The 15,590-nt window shown below is 43.5% G+C and carries 12 protein-coding genes; 7 read left to right on the top strand and 5 right to left on the bottom strand.

The features are described 5' to 3' along the window. The first annotated feature begins 83 nt into the window (after positions 1-83). Together ACI2IW_RS12295 and ACI2IW_RS12290 are read left to right on the top strand one after the other, a co-directional pair. Entirely contained in the window at positions 84-392 is a 309-nt protein-coding gene (locus tag ACI2IW_RS12295) for a DUF1272 domain-containing protein (RefSeq protein WP_404693807.1), read from the top strand. 123 nt (positions 393-515) lie between these two features. Then, positions 516-1,097: a hypothetical protein gene (locus ACI2IW_RS12290; RefSeq protein ID WP_404693806.1), complete on the top strand. Its 582-nt coding sequence runs from the start codon at positions 516-518 to the stop codon at positions 1,095-1,097. A gap of 221 nt (positions 1,098-1,318) precedes the next feature. Here the strand turns inward: ACI2IW_RS12290 and cueR are convergent, their stop codons facing one another. Both cueR and ACI2IW_RS12280 read right to left on the bottom strand, forming a co-directional pair. Beyond that, positions 1,319-1,711 carry a Cu(I)-responsive transcriptional regulator gene (gene cueR / locus ACI2IW_RS12285; protein ID WP_197101096.1) on the bottom strand — a complete coding sequence of 131 codons (393 nt, stop codon included), beginning with the start codon at positions 1,709-1,711 and terminating at the stop codon, positions 1,319-1,321. A gap of 106 nt (positions 1,712-1,817) precedes the next feature. Next, a complete protein-coding gene (locus tag ACI2IW_RS12280) occupies positions 1,818-4,280 on the bottom strand; it encodes a heavy metal translocating P-type ATPase (RefSeq protein WP_404693805.1) in 2,463 nt (820 codons plus the stop codon). Positions 4,281-4,716: 436 nt separating this feature from the next. Here ACI2IW_RS12280 and ACI2IW_RS12275 point away from each other — a divergent pair, with 436 nt between their 5' ends. Next, positions 4,717-5,430, top strand: coding sequence for a DUF6977 family protein (locus ACI2IW_RS12275; protein ID WP_101204533.1), 714 nt, complete (start codon positions 4,717-4,719; stop codon positions 5,428-5,430). Positions 5,431-5,517: 87 nt separating this feature from the next. On the opposite strand, the gene ACI2IW_RS12270 is transcribed toward ACI2IW_RS12275, so the two are convergent. Continuing rightward, a complete protein-coding gene (locus ACI2IW_RS12270) occupies positions 5,518-6,426 on the bottom strand; it encodes a LysR family transcriptional regulator (RefSeq protein ID WP_101204534.1) in 909 nt (302 codons plus the stop codon). A gap of 161 nt (positions 6,427-6,587) precedes the next feature. On the opposite strand from ACI2IW_RS12270, the gene ACI2IW_RS12265 reads away from it, so the two are divergent. Beyond that, positions 6,588-7,034 carry a DoxX family protein gene (locus tag ACI2IW_RS12265; RefSeq protein WP_101204535.1) on the top strand — a complete coding sequence of 149 codons (447 nt, stop codon included), beginning with the start codon at positions 6,588-6,590 and terminating at the stop codon, positions 7,032-7,034. Positions 7,035-7,122: 88 nt separating this feature from the next. Then, positions 7,123-7,950, top strand: a complete 828-nt coding sequence (locus ACI2IW_RS12260) for a class III extradiol ring-cleavage dioxygenase (RefSeq protein ID WP_101204536.1) — start codon at positions 7,123-7,125, stop codon at positions 7,948-7,950. Between the two features lie 139 nt (positions 7,951-8,089). On the opposite strand, the gene nirD is transcribed toward ACI2IW_RS12260, so the two are convergent. Both nirD and nirB read right to left on the bottom strand, forming a co-directional pair. Next, the gene (gene nirD / locus ACI2IW_RS12255; protein ID WP_101204537.1) at positions 8,090-8,440 is read right to left on the bottom strand and encodes a nitrite reductase small subunit NirD; all 351 of its coding nucleotides are present in this window, start codon (positions 8,438-8,440) and stop codon (positions 8,090-8,092) included. 179 nt (positions 8,441-8,619) lie between these two features. Next, complete coding sequence (gene nirB / locus ACI2IW_RS12250; protein ID WP_102094136.1) at positions 8,620-11,220, bottom strand: nitrite reductase large subunit NirB; 2,601 nt, start codon at positions 11,218-11,220, stop codon at positions 8,620-8,622. Between the two features lie 640 nt (positions 11,221-11,860). Between nirB and ACI2IW_RS12245 the strand changes: the two genes are divergently transcribed. Then, positions 11,861-13,369, top strand: coding sequence for a NarK family nitrate/nitrite MFS transporter (locus tag ACI2IW_RS12245; RefSeq protein ID WP_101204539.1), 1,509 nt, complete (start codon positions 11,861-11,863; stop codon positions 13,367-13,369). Positions 13,370-13,625: 256 nt separating this feature from the next. Continuing rightward, positions 13,626-15,575, top strand: coding sequence for a bifunctional protein-serine/threonine kinase/phosphatase (locus ACI2IW_RS12240; RefSeq protein WP_101204573.1), 1,950 nt, complete (start codon positions 13,626-13,628; stop codon positions 15,573-15,575). The last annotated feature ends 15 nt before the right edge of the window (positions 15,576-15,590 follow it).

The raw sequence follows: 15,590 nt of genomic DNA, 5'->3' as shown, positions 1-15,590 counted from the left end.
AAGTAGCTGCTATGGGCTGCCACACGACTTACGCTCTGTAGCCCAAGAAACAAGCCCTAGGTGAATTAAAATGGAGTTGATATATGCTAGAAATTAGACCTAATTGTGAATGTTGTGATAAAGACTTAATACCAGATTCTACCGAAGCAATGATTTGCACATACGAATGCACTTTTTGCGTTACATGTGTAAATGAAATACTAGAAAATGTATGCCCAAATTGTGGCGGTGGTTTTGTTCCTCGACCTATTCGACCTAAAATGGCTAGACGTATAGGTTTAAGTATCAACCATCAGCCTCCTTCAATTGAAAGAGTACATACCAAATATAGCATTGAAGAACTCAAAGAGTTCTCAGCAAAAGTTAAACACACAAAACCTGAAGATCGATGATTAATACATTCATATAACAAGCAGTTTAAACGGAAATAAAAAGGTTGGTTCGGCTTCGCTCAAAATGCTAACACATGTTTTTTGCAGTTTAACCCGGCGTTATGTTTCTAGGAGTTCTCTTTCATGGATTTGCGACCTACATCACAAGAAGAAGTTTTTTTAAGACTTGCTTACAATAGGTTTTATGATCTTGCCGATGAAATAATTGAAGACTCATTTTGGGAACAAGAAGACTGGTATCGTTTTAGCAAAGTGATTAACCTATTTTCAGTTTATGCAGAGTTACTAGCTTATGAGCCCTTTAAGTATGTTCTTGAGGCAATTAAGAAACAAAGACCTCCAATGGAATCTGAAATTGGTGGCCCATTGTTTAAATTTATTAGAAATACTTTTGCTCACTTTCCCTTGTTTGAGAGTTGGAATGAGGTTTGGTTAACAAAAGGCTTAGTAAATTGGCAGAAAGAAGGGTTAACCATTGATCGCTTTCTCCAAAAGTACGCTGGTCATACCGAAATAAAGTATAGATTCTGGGAAGCTGAGAAGAAAAAAATGACATATATAAGTATCAATTTTCCAGAACAATATGATGATAAAAAAATATATTTAAGCGAGATTCTTTCCGAAAAAGATGGCGTAAAGTTCTCGCTTATAATGATGCGGAATATATTAAACACACAAGTAGAGTCTATTAAAAACGGGATATAACAAGCATTTGAAGCGGAACTGCTAACAGTTTTCTCGGTTCTGATTCACTACACATTTGAGCCAGATAATACTCACAACTTATGACTGTGTTACCACCGACCACTATGGGCACTAAGCTGACTGTCAATACTTGAACAGTATGCATACTCACTTCTCTTTTAATGATGTGAAAAAACAACATAACCGAGAATGTCTTCGTAGAGAAGTGCTCGTTAAAAGCTCTATTTGGCTTGCCCAAGATCATCCAGAATAGCGCAGTCTGCATTGTCATCGCCTGCACAATGATCAAAAGAGTTCTGTAGCGAATTGACCATCTCCTGCAATTGGGCAATTTTTTGATTCAGCGTTTCGATATGCTCTTGTGTCAGTTGCTTAACATCTGCACTCTGACGGTTGGCATTTTTGCGCAGATATAGTAGTTCTTTCATTTGCTTGGATGAGAATCCTAAGTCACGAGAATGTCTTAAAAAGCATAAATCGTCTATATCGTCTTTAGAATATAAGCGATAACCTGAGTTCGAGCGATTTACGGTTTCTAGCAAGCCAATCTGCTCATAGTAGCGAATCATTTTGGTAGAGATACCTGATTGCTTTGATGCTTGACCAATATTCATATTTCTCCTCCTAACCTAGAAAGGGCTTAAGCATTAATGTTTAAACCCTATATGGATATGCTTTACGATTCTATATTTACTCTGTAGCGGTTTAGTAGTTCGCTGACTATACTTTAAAGTACTTGAGGCGTAACGCATTACCCAATACGAAAACAGAAGAGAGTGCCATGGCACCTGCCGCAAAAATGGGTGAGAGCAGAATACCAAATGCGGGATACAAGACACCTGCGGCAATCGGAATCAAAGCAACATTATAAATAAACGCCCAAGCCAGATTTTGTCTTATATTACTGATGGTGGCTTTACTCAAGGCAATCGCGGTAGGCACGCCTTGCAGACTACCTGACATTAGCACCACTTCAGCCGCCTCAATCGCAACGTCTGTGCCTGTACCAATGGCCAAACCAACATCGGATTGAGCCAATGCAGGGGCATCATTGATACCATCACCAACAAATGCCACTCGGCCATATTGCTCTTGCAACTGGCGTATTGCATCCACTTTGCCTTCGGGCAATACTTCTGCCACTACCTGATCAATATTTAATTTTGCGGCAATCGCTTGGGCGGTATGGCGATTATCACCTGTAATCATAGCCACTTTTAAGCCCAACTGATGTAGTGCGGCGATGGCGGCATGAGTCGTCTCTTTAATAGGATCTGCAACGGCGATGATAGCAGCCAACTGCTGGTCAATAGAGACATAGAGTGGGGTTTTACCTTCTTGCCCCAAACGTAGCGCATCTTGTTTAAAAGGCGCGACATCAAGCCCTAATTGTTGCATATAACGATCTGCGCCAATATGAATCACTTGGCCTGCCACGTTTGCTTGAATACCCAAACCTGTCATCGCCTCAAAGTCAGTGATAGGAAGCAGTTGAATATTCTGTTGCTCTGCTGCTTGTACAATGGCTAAGGCAATGGGATGCTCAGATTTTGCTTCAACCGATGCCACCACACGTAAGACTTGTTCTTTCTCAAATCCTTGTTGGACTTGAAAATCCGTTAAGGTAGGTTTGCCTTCAGTCAATGTGCCTGTTTTATCAACGGCAACCACGCTCACGTCCTGAAGCATTTGTAGCGCTTCACCTTTACGGAATAGCACACCCAATTCGGCGCCACGACCCGTACCGACCATAATAGAGGTGGGAGTGGCCAATCCCATTGCACAAGGGCAGGCCACAATGAGCACGGCAACCGCATTGATTAAGCCAAAGGTCAAGGCAGGGTCAGGGCCAAAAATCAACCAAACTATAAAGGTCAATGCTGATAAAAACATCACCGCTGGTACAAACCACAGGGTGACTTTATCCACCAATGCTTGAATTGGTAATTTAGAGCCTTGGGCTTGTTCTACCATACGAATGATTTGCGCCAATACCGAATCTTCACCAATGGCCGTTGCTCGAATATTCACGGTACCGTTTTGATTGATAGTACCGCCGACCACTTGATCGCCTGCTTGTTTTTTCACAGGAACAGGTTCACCAGTAATCATAGATTCATCAATATAACTGTGACCGTCAACCACCTCGCCATCGATAGGCACACGCTCTCCTGGGCGAATCTCAACGATCATTTGTGCGGTGACATCTTCTACAGGGACCTCAATGACTTTGCCATCTTGATGTACACGGGCCGTTTTTGCCTGCATGCCCACTAAATGCTGAATGGCCCCAGAAGTACGACCTTTAGCCTTTGCTTCAAAATAGCGTCCTAATAAAATCAAGCTCACAATCATAGCAGCGGCTTCGTAATAGACGTGCACCGTGCCTTCAGGTAACGCTTGCGGGATAAAGGTCGCTATGAGAGAAAAGCCATATGCTGCGACGGTACCAATCGCCACTAGCGAATTCATATCTGGCGCAAAACGCAATAAGGCTGGCACGCCTTTTTGATAAAAGCGTTGACCTGGAAAGAGTAGTACCAGTGTGGTCAAGACAAACTGTATCAGCCAACTTTGCTGAGTGCCGAGGTTATTCACTACCCACATATGAAAGGCTGGAATCATATGCGAGCCCATTGCTAGAATGAATACGGGCAGTGACAACAGCGCAGAAAGCCCTAAATCTCGTTTAAGCTGATTTTGCTCTGAGGCTTTTTTATCTTGTCGATCACTTTGATCTTGTTCTACCAGTTTGGCCTCGTAGCCCGCTTTTTTAACGGCCTCAATTAAGTCGCTCGTTTGTATTTGAGCATCGCCTTTAATCCAAGCGCGTTCAGTCGCAAGGTTTACAGTAGCTTGTTGCACGCCAGCGACTTTGGCCAAGGATTTTTCTACTCGTCCAACGCAAGAGGCACAGCTCATGCCTTCTATAGATAGCTCGATAGGCTTGGTTTCAGTCACCTTATAACCTGCGCGCTCTACCGCTTTGTTTAACTGGGCTACATCTAAAGGCTGAGATGAGTAAACAGTCGCCTGTTCAGTGGCAAGGTTTACCTCGGCATTTTCAACATGCTCAATATTTTTTAATTGTTTTTCGATACGCCCAACACAAGACGCGCAACTCATGCCTTCAATGCTCAGTATTTCTTGATAAATAGGGGCTTTAGTATTTTTTGTTTTCATAACAACCTCTGTCGTTTTTAACTATATTTTTAATCTTATTTTCAAATCTATAGTGACAGCATATAGGTTGACATCATGGTAAGGTCAAGCAGATTTCTTTAAATACTTTTAAACCCGTTTATAGTAGCGTCTTATATTTATCGTTGAATACAAAATAGCTCGATTATGGTTTATTGTTGAAGGTATGGCGGCATTAATTCTAAAATAGGGCAGGATAAATGACTGATAATAAGATAAACTGCCCAGCGAGCGCTGATAGGGTTCGATAACTCTCGATAGCTCTAGATCAATTCACTGTATTTGACTGCTAGCGAAGAAAATACCAATAATAAGAAATGCTGCTAGCAATGACAGAGTACAACGTCAATAGCAGGTGATATCAGCACCGTTAACATAAAACATTTATACAAGACCATTGATATTAAGGCACATCACTATGGAAGAAGTACCAAATACGATAGAACAAAGACCTGTATTCATGCCCAAAGTCAACAGTGACAATTTGGTAAAAACGGATATGGTTATGTTTGAGCGGCATGTGGGATTTGCGACCAGACAAAAGAAAAAATCCATCAATGACTTACAACAAGTCATTCGTAAAAAGTATGGGTTTAAGCATGTGTTAGAGCTGTCTAGCAAATCTGGTAATAAGCTGAGTTTTCCATTAAGCCCGTTTAGCTTAAAAATTACTGATGAGCATGATGACAATCCATATAGTGTCGAAAATGCTTTTCAAGCCAGTATGGTTTTTGAAGATGGTGGTCCTTACACGGATTTGCTGACTGCGCCGCCAAGACAAGCCCGAAAGGATGAGCGATTGATGACTTCGGGCGAGCTCATTGGCTACAATTACTTTGGAATGGAATGGGGCGTAGAGCCCTTAACGACATTTTATGATTGGCTGTACGTGAATGCGCTCAAGCAAAATCCTCAGCTGCATGAAGAAGTGATTCAATATCAGGGCTTCACTGATATTACCTTTAATCCTAAAAAATCTATTCATAGCGCGGCGTATGCGTTAGCGTTATTTGTGGCGCTGCATAAACGAGAATTGCTCGATAATGTTGAAGACCCAATGGCATTCTATGACTTATGCAATAATTTTAAAATCAGCAATACTGAGCACCTATTAGAAGAAGGTTGGATCTAATCGTCAAATTAGATCGCTTAAGTTTGCTTGAACCGAAAGCTACGATACATAATGTGTCGTGGCTTTTTTATTTCTCTATATTTAGAGCTATATATTCTCATCCCAATACGGCGGCGTGCCATAGTAGTTGGTCATAAAGTCGATAAAGCATCTGACTTTGTGAGGTAGTAGTTTTCTATGGGCATAGACTGCATACAACCCCAAAGGGCTAGGTTCATATTCTGGCAACACTACAACCAACTTACCAGTACTTAATGCTTCGCTAGCAATAAAAGTTGGCTGTAATATCAATCCTCCGCCTGCAATAGCTGCTTCAACGAGTACGTCACCATTATTACTATGGAAAACGCTACGTTCTTTGAATTGTTTGGTCTTTAGGTATTTGTAGATTTGACCCTTAGTTTCTACATTCATATAGCTATAATGCAAATAGCGATGCGACTCTAAATCCTCAAGTTGCTTAGGGGTGCCATGAGCTTTGAGGTACTCAGGCGAGGCGCATAGCACCACGCGAATCGGAGCAATCTGCTTGGCGATAAGCGATGAGCTTTGGAGCTGTCCGATACGCAGGGCAATATCAAACCCTTCTTCAACGATATCTACTTTTCGATCACTCAACTGCAGATCAACGGTAACTGACGGATAGCGCTCCTGAAAATCAGTGATGAGTTTTGCCATATGCTTTAAGGCAAAGGAGACGGGCGCACTGATGCGCAGGACGCCTTTGGGATGCTGCTGTAAGCCGCCTAACTGCGATGCCATCTCATCAATACTCAATAAAATCTGCTGCGCGTGTGTAAAGTATTGACTGCCAGCTTCTGTCAGGCTGACTTTGCGTGTAGTACGGTTGAGCAGGCGAGTATGTAGTTCCTCCTCTAGCTTTGCTACATACTTGCTTACTAGCTGCGGCGAGAGCTGCATCGTAATTGCCGCCTTACTAAAGCTGCCTTCTGTCACTACCGCGACAAAAGCACGCATGGCATCGATTCTATCCATATCTGTCCCTATAATTCTCTCGATATCAAATCCATTATAAACAGTATGTTGATAATTATTCAATATAACTGATCTTACTCTTTTATAGCGTTGATAGTAAAGTGTGCCTATATCATTTTCGACACTATTTATTCTAATCATACGTTATGGAGTGAGCATCAATGAAATCATCACTATTAAATACTATTTTGACATCAAAAGCTGGAGCAGCGGCCTTAGTTCTTCGTGTACCCGTTGGCCTAATTTTAGCAGCCCATGGCGCCCAAAAATTATTTGGTTGGTTCGGTGGTAACGGACTGGCAGGTACGGCTCAATGGTTAAGCAGTATGGGTATGGAGCCTGGCTACCTGATGGCAATACTCGCAGGCGGTGCTGAGTTCTTCGGTGGTCTGGCTATGGTATTAGGTTTGCTAACCAGACCGGCCGCTTTAGCCGCAGCTTTTACCATGTTGGTGGCTATTTTTTCTGTCCATATCAGTAATGGGCTGTTCGCTGATAATGGTGGTTATGAATACGCGCTAACATTGATGGTGGCTTCGCTTGCTCTAGCCATCCAAGGTGGCGGTTCCTTCAGTATGGATAAGGTATTGTCAGAAAAATTAGGATAGGTTTTATAGTTGTAAATAGCTTTATTCAATTTTCGTGAATAAAGCTGTTTAATTAGAGCCATTTAAGAAAAGCAACAAGGGGAAAGCCATGATAACACTTCTATCTAATGAGTCAGTTAGCCAGCCTGTATTGTTTATACCGCATGGTGCAGGGCCGTGCTTTTTCATGGATTGGCAACCAGCGGATACGTGGTATGAGATGGCAACGTTTTTAAAGAGCATTTCTGCTCGTTTGCCTGAGCGACCAAAGGCTATCTTAATCATTAGTGCACATTGGCAGACAGCTGAATTTAGTATCACCGCTAGTAAGCAACCTGATCTCATTTATGATTATTATGGCTTTCCTGAACATACTTACAGTTTGACTTATCCAGCCTCAGGCGCACCAGCATTGGCGGAGAAAGTCAGTAGTCTACTGACAGAGGCAGGGGTAAGCAATAAACAAGATGCGGAGCGTGGGTTTGATCACGGGGTATTTATACCGCTCAAGCTAATGTTCCCTGAGGCGGATATTCCAGTGGTCCAACTATCCCTGCGTCATGATTTAGACCCACAAGCGCATTTGGCTGCTGGTCAGGCATTGGCGTCATTGCGTACAGAGGGTGTGCTAATCATCGGTAGCGGCATGAGCTTTCATAATATGCGCGGTTATGGCGATACCAGTTTTACTGAACCGTCAGAGCGTTTTGATGAATGGCTAACGAACACTGTAGAATCAGCAGATTCGAATAAACGACTCACGGCCTTGGCTAATTGGAAAAATGCTCCTCATGCGCTTGACTCACATCCGTTAGGGGCAGAAGAGCATTTGTTACCGCTTATGATAGCGGTGGGTGCAGCAGGACGTGATAAAGGCCAAAAGACTTACTCCCAGCAAGTGCTAAAAACGCAATTGTCAGCTTTTCAGTTTGGGTAAGTATTTTGAAAATCATAGATCACGGTGTTTCAGCGTAATTGTCAAAAATAAAACATCCTTTGAATCTCAGAATCAAAGGATGTCTTAGATTAATACAGCAATTATTAATGGCATATCAAATTAGAGATAACGTCGCTTATTATTCGTAGTTTGCCACCACATTATTCCCATCAAGTTTGAATTTATAAGTATTGAGCACAATACTCTCATCATCTAAACACTGGCCAGTAGCTAGGTTAAAGCGTTGTTTATAGATGGGCGAGGCCACATAAAGCACTTCTTTTGCTGTTCCTGTATCATCTGTAATCGTGGTTCCACCAATCAACCCCCGTGACAGTACATTGGCTTGACTGAATGGATCGTAGTTATCAAGAGCAAATAAATCGTTCTCTTTGGTACGAAAGATAGCAATTTGTTTGCCATCTATCAGGGCGCAGACACCGGTTTCAGGAATGATATCGTCAAGTGTACAAATAGTCTGTTGGTTCATGAGGCGGTATCCTTAGTGATGATAATATTGCTCTGTATGAATGATAAATCGTGAGTGATAAGCTGCAATTTGCAAAACATGATTTGAGAAAAATGAGTCGTAAAACTTGAGTCTAAAAACATGAGTGGAAAAAACAGCACCTTGCTTGTTGTGATAACAAACAAGGCACTCATCATTGGCTAGGCCAATTCAACCAGGTTGATGGTTGCTTTTTCCGCATCAGTCGCTGGGCGAATCTGCTCACGATCAGTCACGAAAACGACATTATCATCGCCTTTCTCACTGTTTACAAAATGACGGAAACGTTTGAGTTTTTCGGTGTCATTAATCGTCGCTGCCCACTCACACACGTAATTGTCGACCAATAATTGCATTTGTGCTTCGAGCTCATCTGCTATGCCCAAACTGTCTTCGATAATGACGGCTTTTAGATAATCAAGCCCGCCATCTAAGCTTTCACGCCACTTTGAGGTGCGCTGTAGCTTGTCCGCTGTTTTGATATAGAACATAATGATGCGGTCGATGTATTTGACCATGGTTTCGGTATCCAGATCGGTGGCGAACAGCTCACCATGACGCGGGGTAATACCGCCATTACCACAGACAAATAAATTCCAGCCGTTTTCAGTCGCAATCATGCCAAAGTCTTTACTTTGCGCCTCAGCACATTCGCGCATACAGCCTGACACACCCATCTTGATTTTGTGCGGCGAGCGCACGCCTTTGTAACGATCTTCTAATCTCAAGGCGAGGCCAATGCTGTCATCGACGCCGTAGCGGCACCAGTTATTACCGATACAAGATTTCACGGTACGTAAAGATTTACCATAGGCATGGCCAGTCTCAAAGCCTGCTTGCACCAGTTGCGTCCAAATATCAGGCAATTGCTCCATGCGTGCGCCAAACAGATCGACCCGCATCCCACCAGTGATTTTAGTGTATAAATTAAACTGCTTCGCCACTTGACCCAGTACGATGAGCTTGTCTGCAGTAATTTCACCGCCCGGCACACGCGGTACGACGGAATAAGTGCCGTCTTTTTGGATGTTACCTAAGTAGTAATCGTTACTGTCCTGTAGTGGTGTCAGCTCAGTCTTGAGTACGTAGTCATTCCAGCACGATGCCAAAATAGAGGCGACCGTTGGTTTACATATCTCACAACCATGACCGCTACCATGTTCAGTTAGTAATTCATCAAAGGTTTTGATACCGTGCACGCGAATCAAGCTATATAAATCTTGACGAGAGTAAGCAAAGTGCTCACACAAGTCATTGTTTACTTCAAAGCCCATGGCGGTGAGTTGATAGCTGACCGTATCTTTGACCATAGGGGCACAGCCGCCACAGCCACTACCAGCACTGGTCATGGTTTTTACATCGCTGACGGAGTATGCGCCGTTTTCGACGGCTGAGCAGATAGCACCTTTGGTCACGTTATAACAAGAACAAATCGTGGCGGTATCTGGCAGATTGTCGATGCCCATCACGGGTTTTTCGACATTGGGTAATATCAGGCTTTCTGGGTGTGCGGGTAGGTCAATGTCATTTAAATATAATTGCAATAGGTTGTTATAGTCTTCGGTGTCGCCTACCAATACAGCGCCAAGCAATCGTTTGTTATCTGGTGTGGTGACCAGTTTTTTATAAATTCCCTCAGCAGGGTTCTGATACAGGTAGCTTAAGCTGCCTTCACTTGAGCCATGTGCGTCGCCAATACTACCTACATCCACACCCATCAGTTTTAACTTGGTGCTCATGTCAGCACCCGTAAATATCTGTTTGCTATCACCAGCGATTTGCGCGGCACAGATACTGGCCATGTTGTAACCGGGAGCTACCAGACCAAATACTTTATTGTCCCATACTGCGCATTCGCCTACGGCATAAACATGATCTACATTGGTGCGACATTGCTCATTGATCAAGATGCCACCACGCCCGCCCATTTCGATACCGCATTCGGGATTGTTTTTAATGAGACCGTCTTGCGGTCTAATACCAGCGCTAAACACAATCATATCGGTCGTTAGAGAGGTGCCATCTGTAAACTGCATGGTTAAATGTTGACCATCACTGCTAGTGTCATCAGAGTCGCGTGCAGTATTAGACAGAATCTCTTTGGTGTTTTTGCCTGTCAGTACTTTGACACCCAGTGCTTCTATTTTACGCTTTAAGATCTCACCACCAGCGGCATCAAGCTGAACGCCCATCAATTGCGGTGCGAACTCGACCACATAGGTATCAAGCCCTAGCGTCACGAGCGCTTTTGCGGCCTCAAGCCCCAGTAAGCCACCACCAACCACCACGCCTTTTTTGACAGTGGGTAGCTCAGCAATCGCTAGAATCTCATCTAAATCTGCAATGGTACGGTATACGTGGCAGTGCGGATGCTCGCGGCCTGGGATGGGCGGCACAAAAGGATATGAGCCCGTCGCTAGCACCAATTCAGAGTATTCAATAATCTCGCCTGCCTCAGTAGTAATACGCTGACTGGCAGAATCGATATCTACAATGCATTGATTCAAATGCAAATTAACTTTTGATAATTCGTAAGCCGTTAAATCTACTAGGTTCAGCTTACTGGCATCTTTATGTTCAAAGTAGCTCGACAAATAAACACGGTCATAAGCAGGGCGGTCTTCTTCAGCAAATACATGAATATCAAATTGCTGGTGCAGTCCTTGCTCAATTGCTCGTTCAATAAAGTGATGACCGACCATACCGTTGCCAATCACCACCAAATTGCCTTTGTTTTCTGTGTTCAATGCAGTGCTAATCATGCGTCTGTCCTTAGTAATGGGGCTGGTTGAATACGGACATCGTTTATTTTTTATCACGCTATAAACGGCTCCGTCTCTCAACAACAGCTGATAAACAGCATTTAATACCTACTATTACAGAGCATTCAATAATCATGCCAGAGCACTTCGATTAGCTAGGTTTTTGCGTGTTGCCATCAGACATAAAGGTATACCGTATCGGTTCGAGTCACTTATGTACAAAGGTTTTTACGTGAGTATAGTTAGCGCCACTATTTGCCAAAAATCAGGGTGAACACGATTGTTAACGACAGTGATATCAAAAATTAATGCACCAAAATAGACACTACAGTGCCCCAAGTTGGATGTTATTGCTGTTTATAAGGGAGGCTGATGGAGTGTTTTAAATCTGCTGTGTTAATGCTTTATTAGCATAAGCGTCAGGTGTGGTAATGGTTATAGACCCGCCAGTAAAGGCGCTTGGATAATTAACGAGTGCTGATCTTTATACGGATTTGGCAGCGTACATAAATAACTGGCATAACCATTGCACTGCTTGAAACATTGCTACTTATCATATTTGAATACTGCATTTTTTGAACACTTAGTACCTTTAGTACGTTGTCAGAACCCTGAAGTTAATCATTTGAGGAAGTTGCCTATGTCATCATCAGCCCCCGTTGCACCTAGTAAAGACAAGCTTAATGTTTTGTCATTTACGGGTAAAAATAAAATCCTTCATTTAGGTTGGATGGCATTTTTCCTTACCTTTTTTGTATGGTTTAACCATGCACCATTTTTATCAGCGATTGGAGAAACACTCAATCTGAGTAAAGATCAAGTCAAAACGCTACTCATTTTAAACGTGGCACTGACTATTCCTGCCCGCGTGATTATCGGGATGCTGACAGACCGTTTTGGCCCTCGTATTGTTTATACCGCCATTTTAGCCATTGGTGCTATTCCTTGTTTTACCTTTGCGTTCGCGCAGGATTACAACACCTTGGCACTGTCTCGGTTTTTACTGGGTTTTGTGGGTGCAGGTTTTGTGGTGGGTATCCGTTTGATGAGCGATTGGTTTCCAACCAATGAATTGGGAACAGCTGAGGGCATTTATGGGGGGTGGGGTAATTTCGGCTCAGCAGCAGCGGCACTGTTATTGCCGACTATCGCGATTGGTGCCGCAGCAGTGTTCGGTGGTGATGAAGGTTGGCGTTATGCAACAGCCACGTCAGGAGTTGTGATGGCGATTTATAGCATCATTTTTTATAAGATGGCGCGTAATACACCCAAAGGAGCTACTTATTTTAAACCCAAAAAATCAGGTGCCATGATGGTGACGTCATCAGGTGATTTTTGGTTAATGATGGTTTTTAAACTGCCTATGTATTTGGCATTGGCCCTATTGGCGTGGAAACTATCACCTGATGGTGTGAGCTTGCTGAGCCAGTCTAGTGTCACCATGGTCTATATCGGCCTTGCGATACTGTATGTTTACGAGTTCATCAGTAGCTACCGCTTTAATAAAGAGGTTTTCACCACGCCTGTACCAGTGGCGCATCGTTATGATTTTAAGCAAGTAGGTATTTTAAATATTTTGTATTTTGCTACGTTCGGCTCAGAGCTTGCCGTCGTGTCGATGCTTCCTTTGTTTTACCAAGAAACTTTTAGTTTATCGATTGTGATGGCAGGGGTATTGGCATCGAGCTATGCCTTTATGAATCTCATGTCACGCCCAGGTGGCGGTTGGCTCAGTGATAAGTTTGGTCGCAAAATTACTTTGTTGATTTTGACAGCTGGTTTGGCCATCGGGTATCTATTAATGGGCTTCCTTGACTCAACGTGGCCACTGGCATTGGCATTGTTAATCACAATGTTTTGCTCATTCTTTGTACAGGCAGGTGAGGGTGCTGTTTTTGCAGTGATTCCTCTGATCAAACGCAGTATGACAGGGCAGTTTGCAGGGATGACAGGCGCGTATGGCAATGTTGGATCAGTGGTGTATTTAACGGTGTTGAGCCTGGTGTCTTATCAAGTGTTTTTCTTTGTAATTGCCGCGACAGCAGTGGCTGGATTCTTTGCTTTGTTTCTCTTAAAAGAGCCAGAAGGCATCATTATTGAAGAGATGCCAGATGGCACATTTGCCGAAATACAAGTGAGTCATAGATAGTACGGGGTGAAGACAGATGACGATAGCACACGCCAATAGAAACAATAGTCAAAATGCGGATGGTGATATGTACCAAAACGCTGATGAGATGGCGGTTCATTTTAATACAGGCAATCCGTCATCTCTAATAGGCTCAGGTCAGTTTGTTACCAACGATGTCAGCCAGCGCATTGATAGCCACGCTATTGATAAGACTGGTGACAGTAAGGATATTGTTGATGCCAGTACTGCATTATGGTGGCTTGATTTTTTCACTATGGCAGGTCGCAAGACTGAAAACCAAGACAGCTTACTTATCACCACCTGCTTGCCCTATCAATGCTCAGGTGCAGAATCATCTAATGCTAATCGCTCAATGCCTCATGCAGTATCTCACCCGTCCTCATCAGCCCCATTATTGGTGCTGATGGCAGATGGGGTCAGCGCTTGTCAGTTTCCAAAACAGGCAAGTCGACTGGTAGTGAATACCATTGCTCACAAAATCACATTAGGGTTGACTGCACTGGCACAATCACAAGATGAGACGTCATCCATCAGTTTTGATGATGATCAAGTCGCCACTATCATCAAAACAGCAGTCAACAAAGCCAACGATATTCTATATTTTCCTCAATCGTATCAACGGGTACCGCCGTTGTTGTCTACGTTATCAGGCTTGCTCTGTATCGGTGACCGTATTCACCTGTTTCATACAGGCGACTCTCGAATATACCGCGTTGGGGTAGATTGTCTGACAGTATTGAGCAAAGATCATCGCGTGCACCGCGGCCAAGACAAAGGAGCGCTTGCTGCAGCTATCGGCGCAGATAGCCAGTTAGAGCTACAACAATCGGTATTTACCCTTCATCAAAACGAATGTTTGGCCATTATGACAGATGGGGTTTATGAGCATATAGAGCCCACAGAGTTGCAATTTGAGCTGTGCAGCAGTGCGACTGATATATTTCAGTTGATGGCCACCACGCACAAATTACCGCTAGGGTTTAACACCAGTCAAGCCGTGTGCGAGCAAGCCTTTAGTGCAGGCAGTCATGATAATCTAAGCATGGTCATGCTGAGTATGAACACACGATCAGCCCATTTTACTTCTATCAATGGCTCAAAGGGTATTGGTCATTTTGATGGCATTGACTTTGATAATCTGGATACGGTCATACATGATGTGAATCGCTACCAGCTGCCAACCGATTTACAGATAGGCGATCATATTGATGGTTTTACTGTGATTGGTATCATTGCTCGTACGGCTCGCAGTCACGTGTACTGGGTGCAAGATGAATACAATCATGACTTTGTTCTAAAATCACCCAGTTTAGACTCTGTTGCCGATGGTCACTATCTGCGTGATTTTCTAAAAGAACGTAAAATCGGTTTGAGCCTATCAAAACATCGCCGCGCAGGAGAGTCGGCTTACAATCAAGCTGATCCCAATCGATTGTCTGTCAATCCTGCATCCAACAATAGTGGTCATAACGTGGGTTCTGGGCTCAGTGAGTCGGGGCTGCTGCGTTACTATCCAGTACCAGCAAGTACCACATACTTATATCATTTGACTGAATATATCGCCGGTGAGAGCCTACGGGACTTTATGGATCGTCATGAGCCTTGTGATGTGTGGCAAACCTTTGATTTACTCACCAAAATTGGCATGGCGGTTCGAGTCATGCATCGCAACTATCTGTTGCATCAAGACATCAAACCCGAAAACATTCTTTTAACCAAATCAGGCGCCGTCAAACTGATTGATTTTGGTTCCGCCAGTTCCTCTATCTTAAAAGACAGCACCCGACCACCAAATGGTGATTTGCACTATGCTGCACCAGAATATTACACCGATGCACCAAAAGGCGTGCATTCTGACTTGTTCTCGATTGCAGTGATTGGTTATGAACTGCTGACGGGGCAATTGCCATTTAATACCCAAACACTAATGATGCCAAACCAAACACTAATGATGCCCGCGCAGCCGCTACGGCAACAGAACGTACCTGACACCAGCCAACAGGCACTCATGCGTGCGCTGCATGTCAATACTAACGCGCGCTATCAAGCCATTGGTGAGTTTTTACAAGATTTTAACCCCGATAATAAGGCGCACAGCCGCGACCCAGAGCCTCTCATTAAGCGTAACCCTCTACTAGTATGGCATGGCATTTGCTTCATAGAGTTTGTCATCATTTTATTGTTGTTGGCGTACTTTTCATGACACGCTGTTTTGCAT

Source organism: Psychrobacter sp. NPDC078501, assembly GCF_044900935.1.
Taxonomy (GTDB): Bacteria; Pseudomonadota; Gammaproteobacteria; order Pseudomonadales; family Moraxellaceae; genus Psychrobacter.
The sequence above is the reverse complement of the archived record's forward strand: the minus strand, read 5'-3'. Positions and strand labels throughout refer to the sequence as shown.

Coding starts and splice junctions, on each gene's coding strand:
- ACI2IW_RS12295 (WP_404693807.1), top strand. CDS start 84: ATGCTAGAAATTAGACCTAATTGTGAATGTTGTGATAAAGACTTAATA.
- ACI2IW_RS12290 (WP_404693806.1), top strand. CDS start 516: ATGGATTTGCGACCTACATCACAAGAAGAAGTTTTTTTAAGACTTGCT.
- cueR (WP_197101096.1), bottom strand. CDS start 1,711: ATGAATATTGGTCAAGCATCAAAGCAATCAGGTATCTCTACCAAAATG.
- ACI2IW_RS12280 (WP_404693805.1), bottom strand. CDS start 4,280: ATGAAAACAAAAAATACTAAAGCCCCTATTTATCAAGAAATACTGAGC.
- ACI2IW_RS12275 (WP_101204533.1), top strand. CDS start 4,717: ATGGAAGAAGTACCAAATACGATAGAACAAAGACCTGTATTCATGCCC.
- ACI2IW_RS12270 (WP_101204534.1), bottom strand. CDS start 6,426: ATGGATAGAATCGATGCCATGCGTGCTTTTGTCGCGGTAGTGACAGAA.
- ACI2IW_RS12265 (WP_101204535.1), top strand. CDS start 6,588: ATGAAATCATCACTATTAAATACTATTTTGACATCAAAAGCTGGAGCA.
- ACI2IW_RS12260 (WP_101204536.1), top strand. CDS start 7,123: ATGATAACACTTCTATCTAATGAGTCAGTTAGCCAGCCTGTATTGTTT.
- nirD (WP_101204537.1), bottom strand. CDS start 8,440: ATGAACCAACAGACTATTTGTACACTTGACGATATCATTCCTGAAACC.
- nirB (WP_102094136.1), bottom strand. CDS start 11,220: ATGATTAGCACTGCATTGAACACAGAAAACAAAGGCAATTTGGTGGTG.
- ACI2IW_RS12245 (WP_101204539.1), top strand. CDS start 11,861: ATGTCATCATCAGCCCCCGTTGCACCTAGTAAAGACAAGCTTAATGTT.
- ACI2IW_RS12240 (WP_101204573.1), top strand. CDS start 13,626: ATGGCAGGTCGCAAGACTGAAAACCAAGACAGCTTACTTATCACCACC.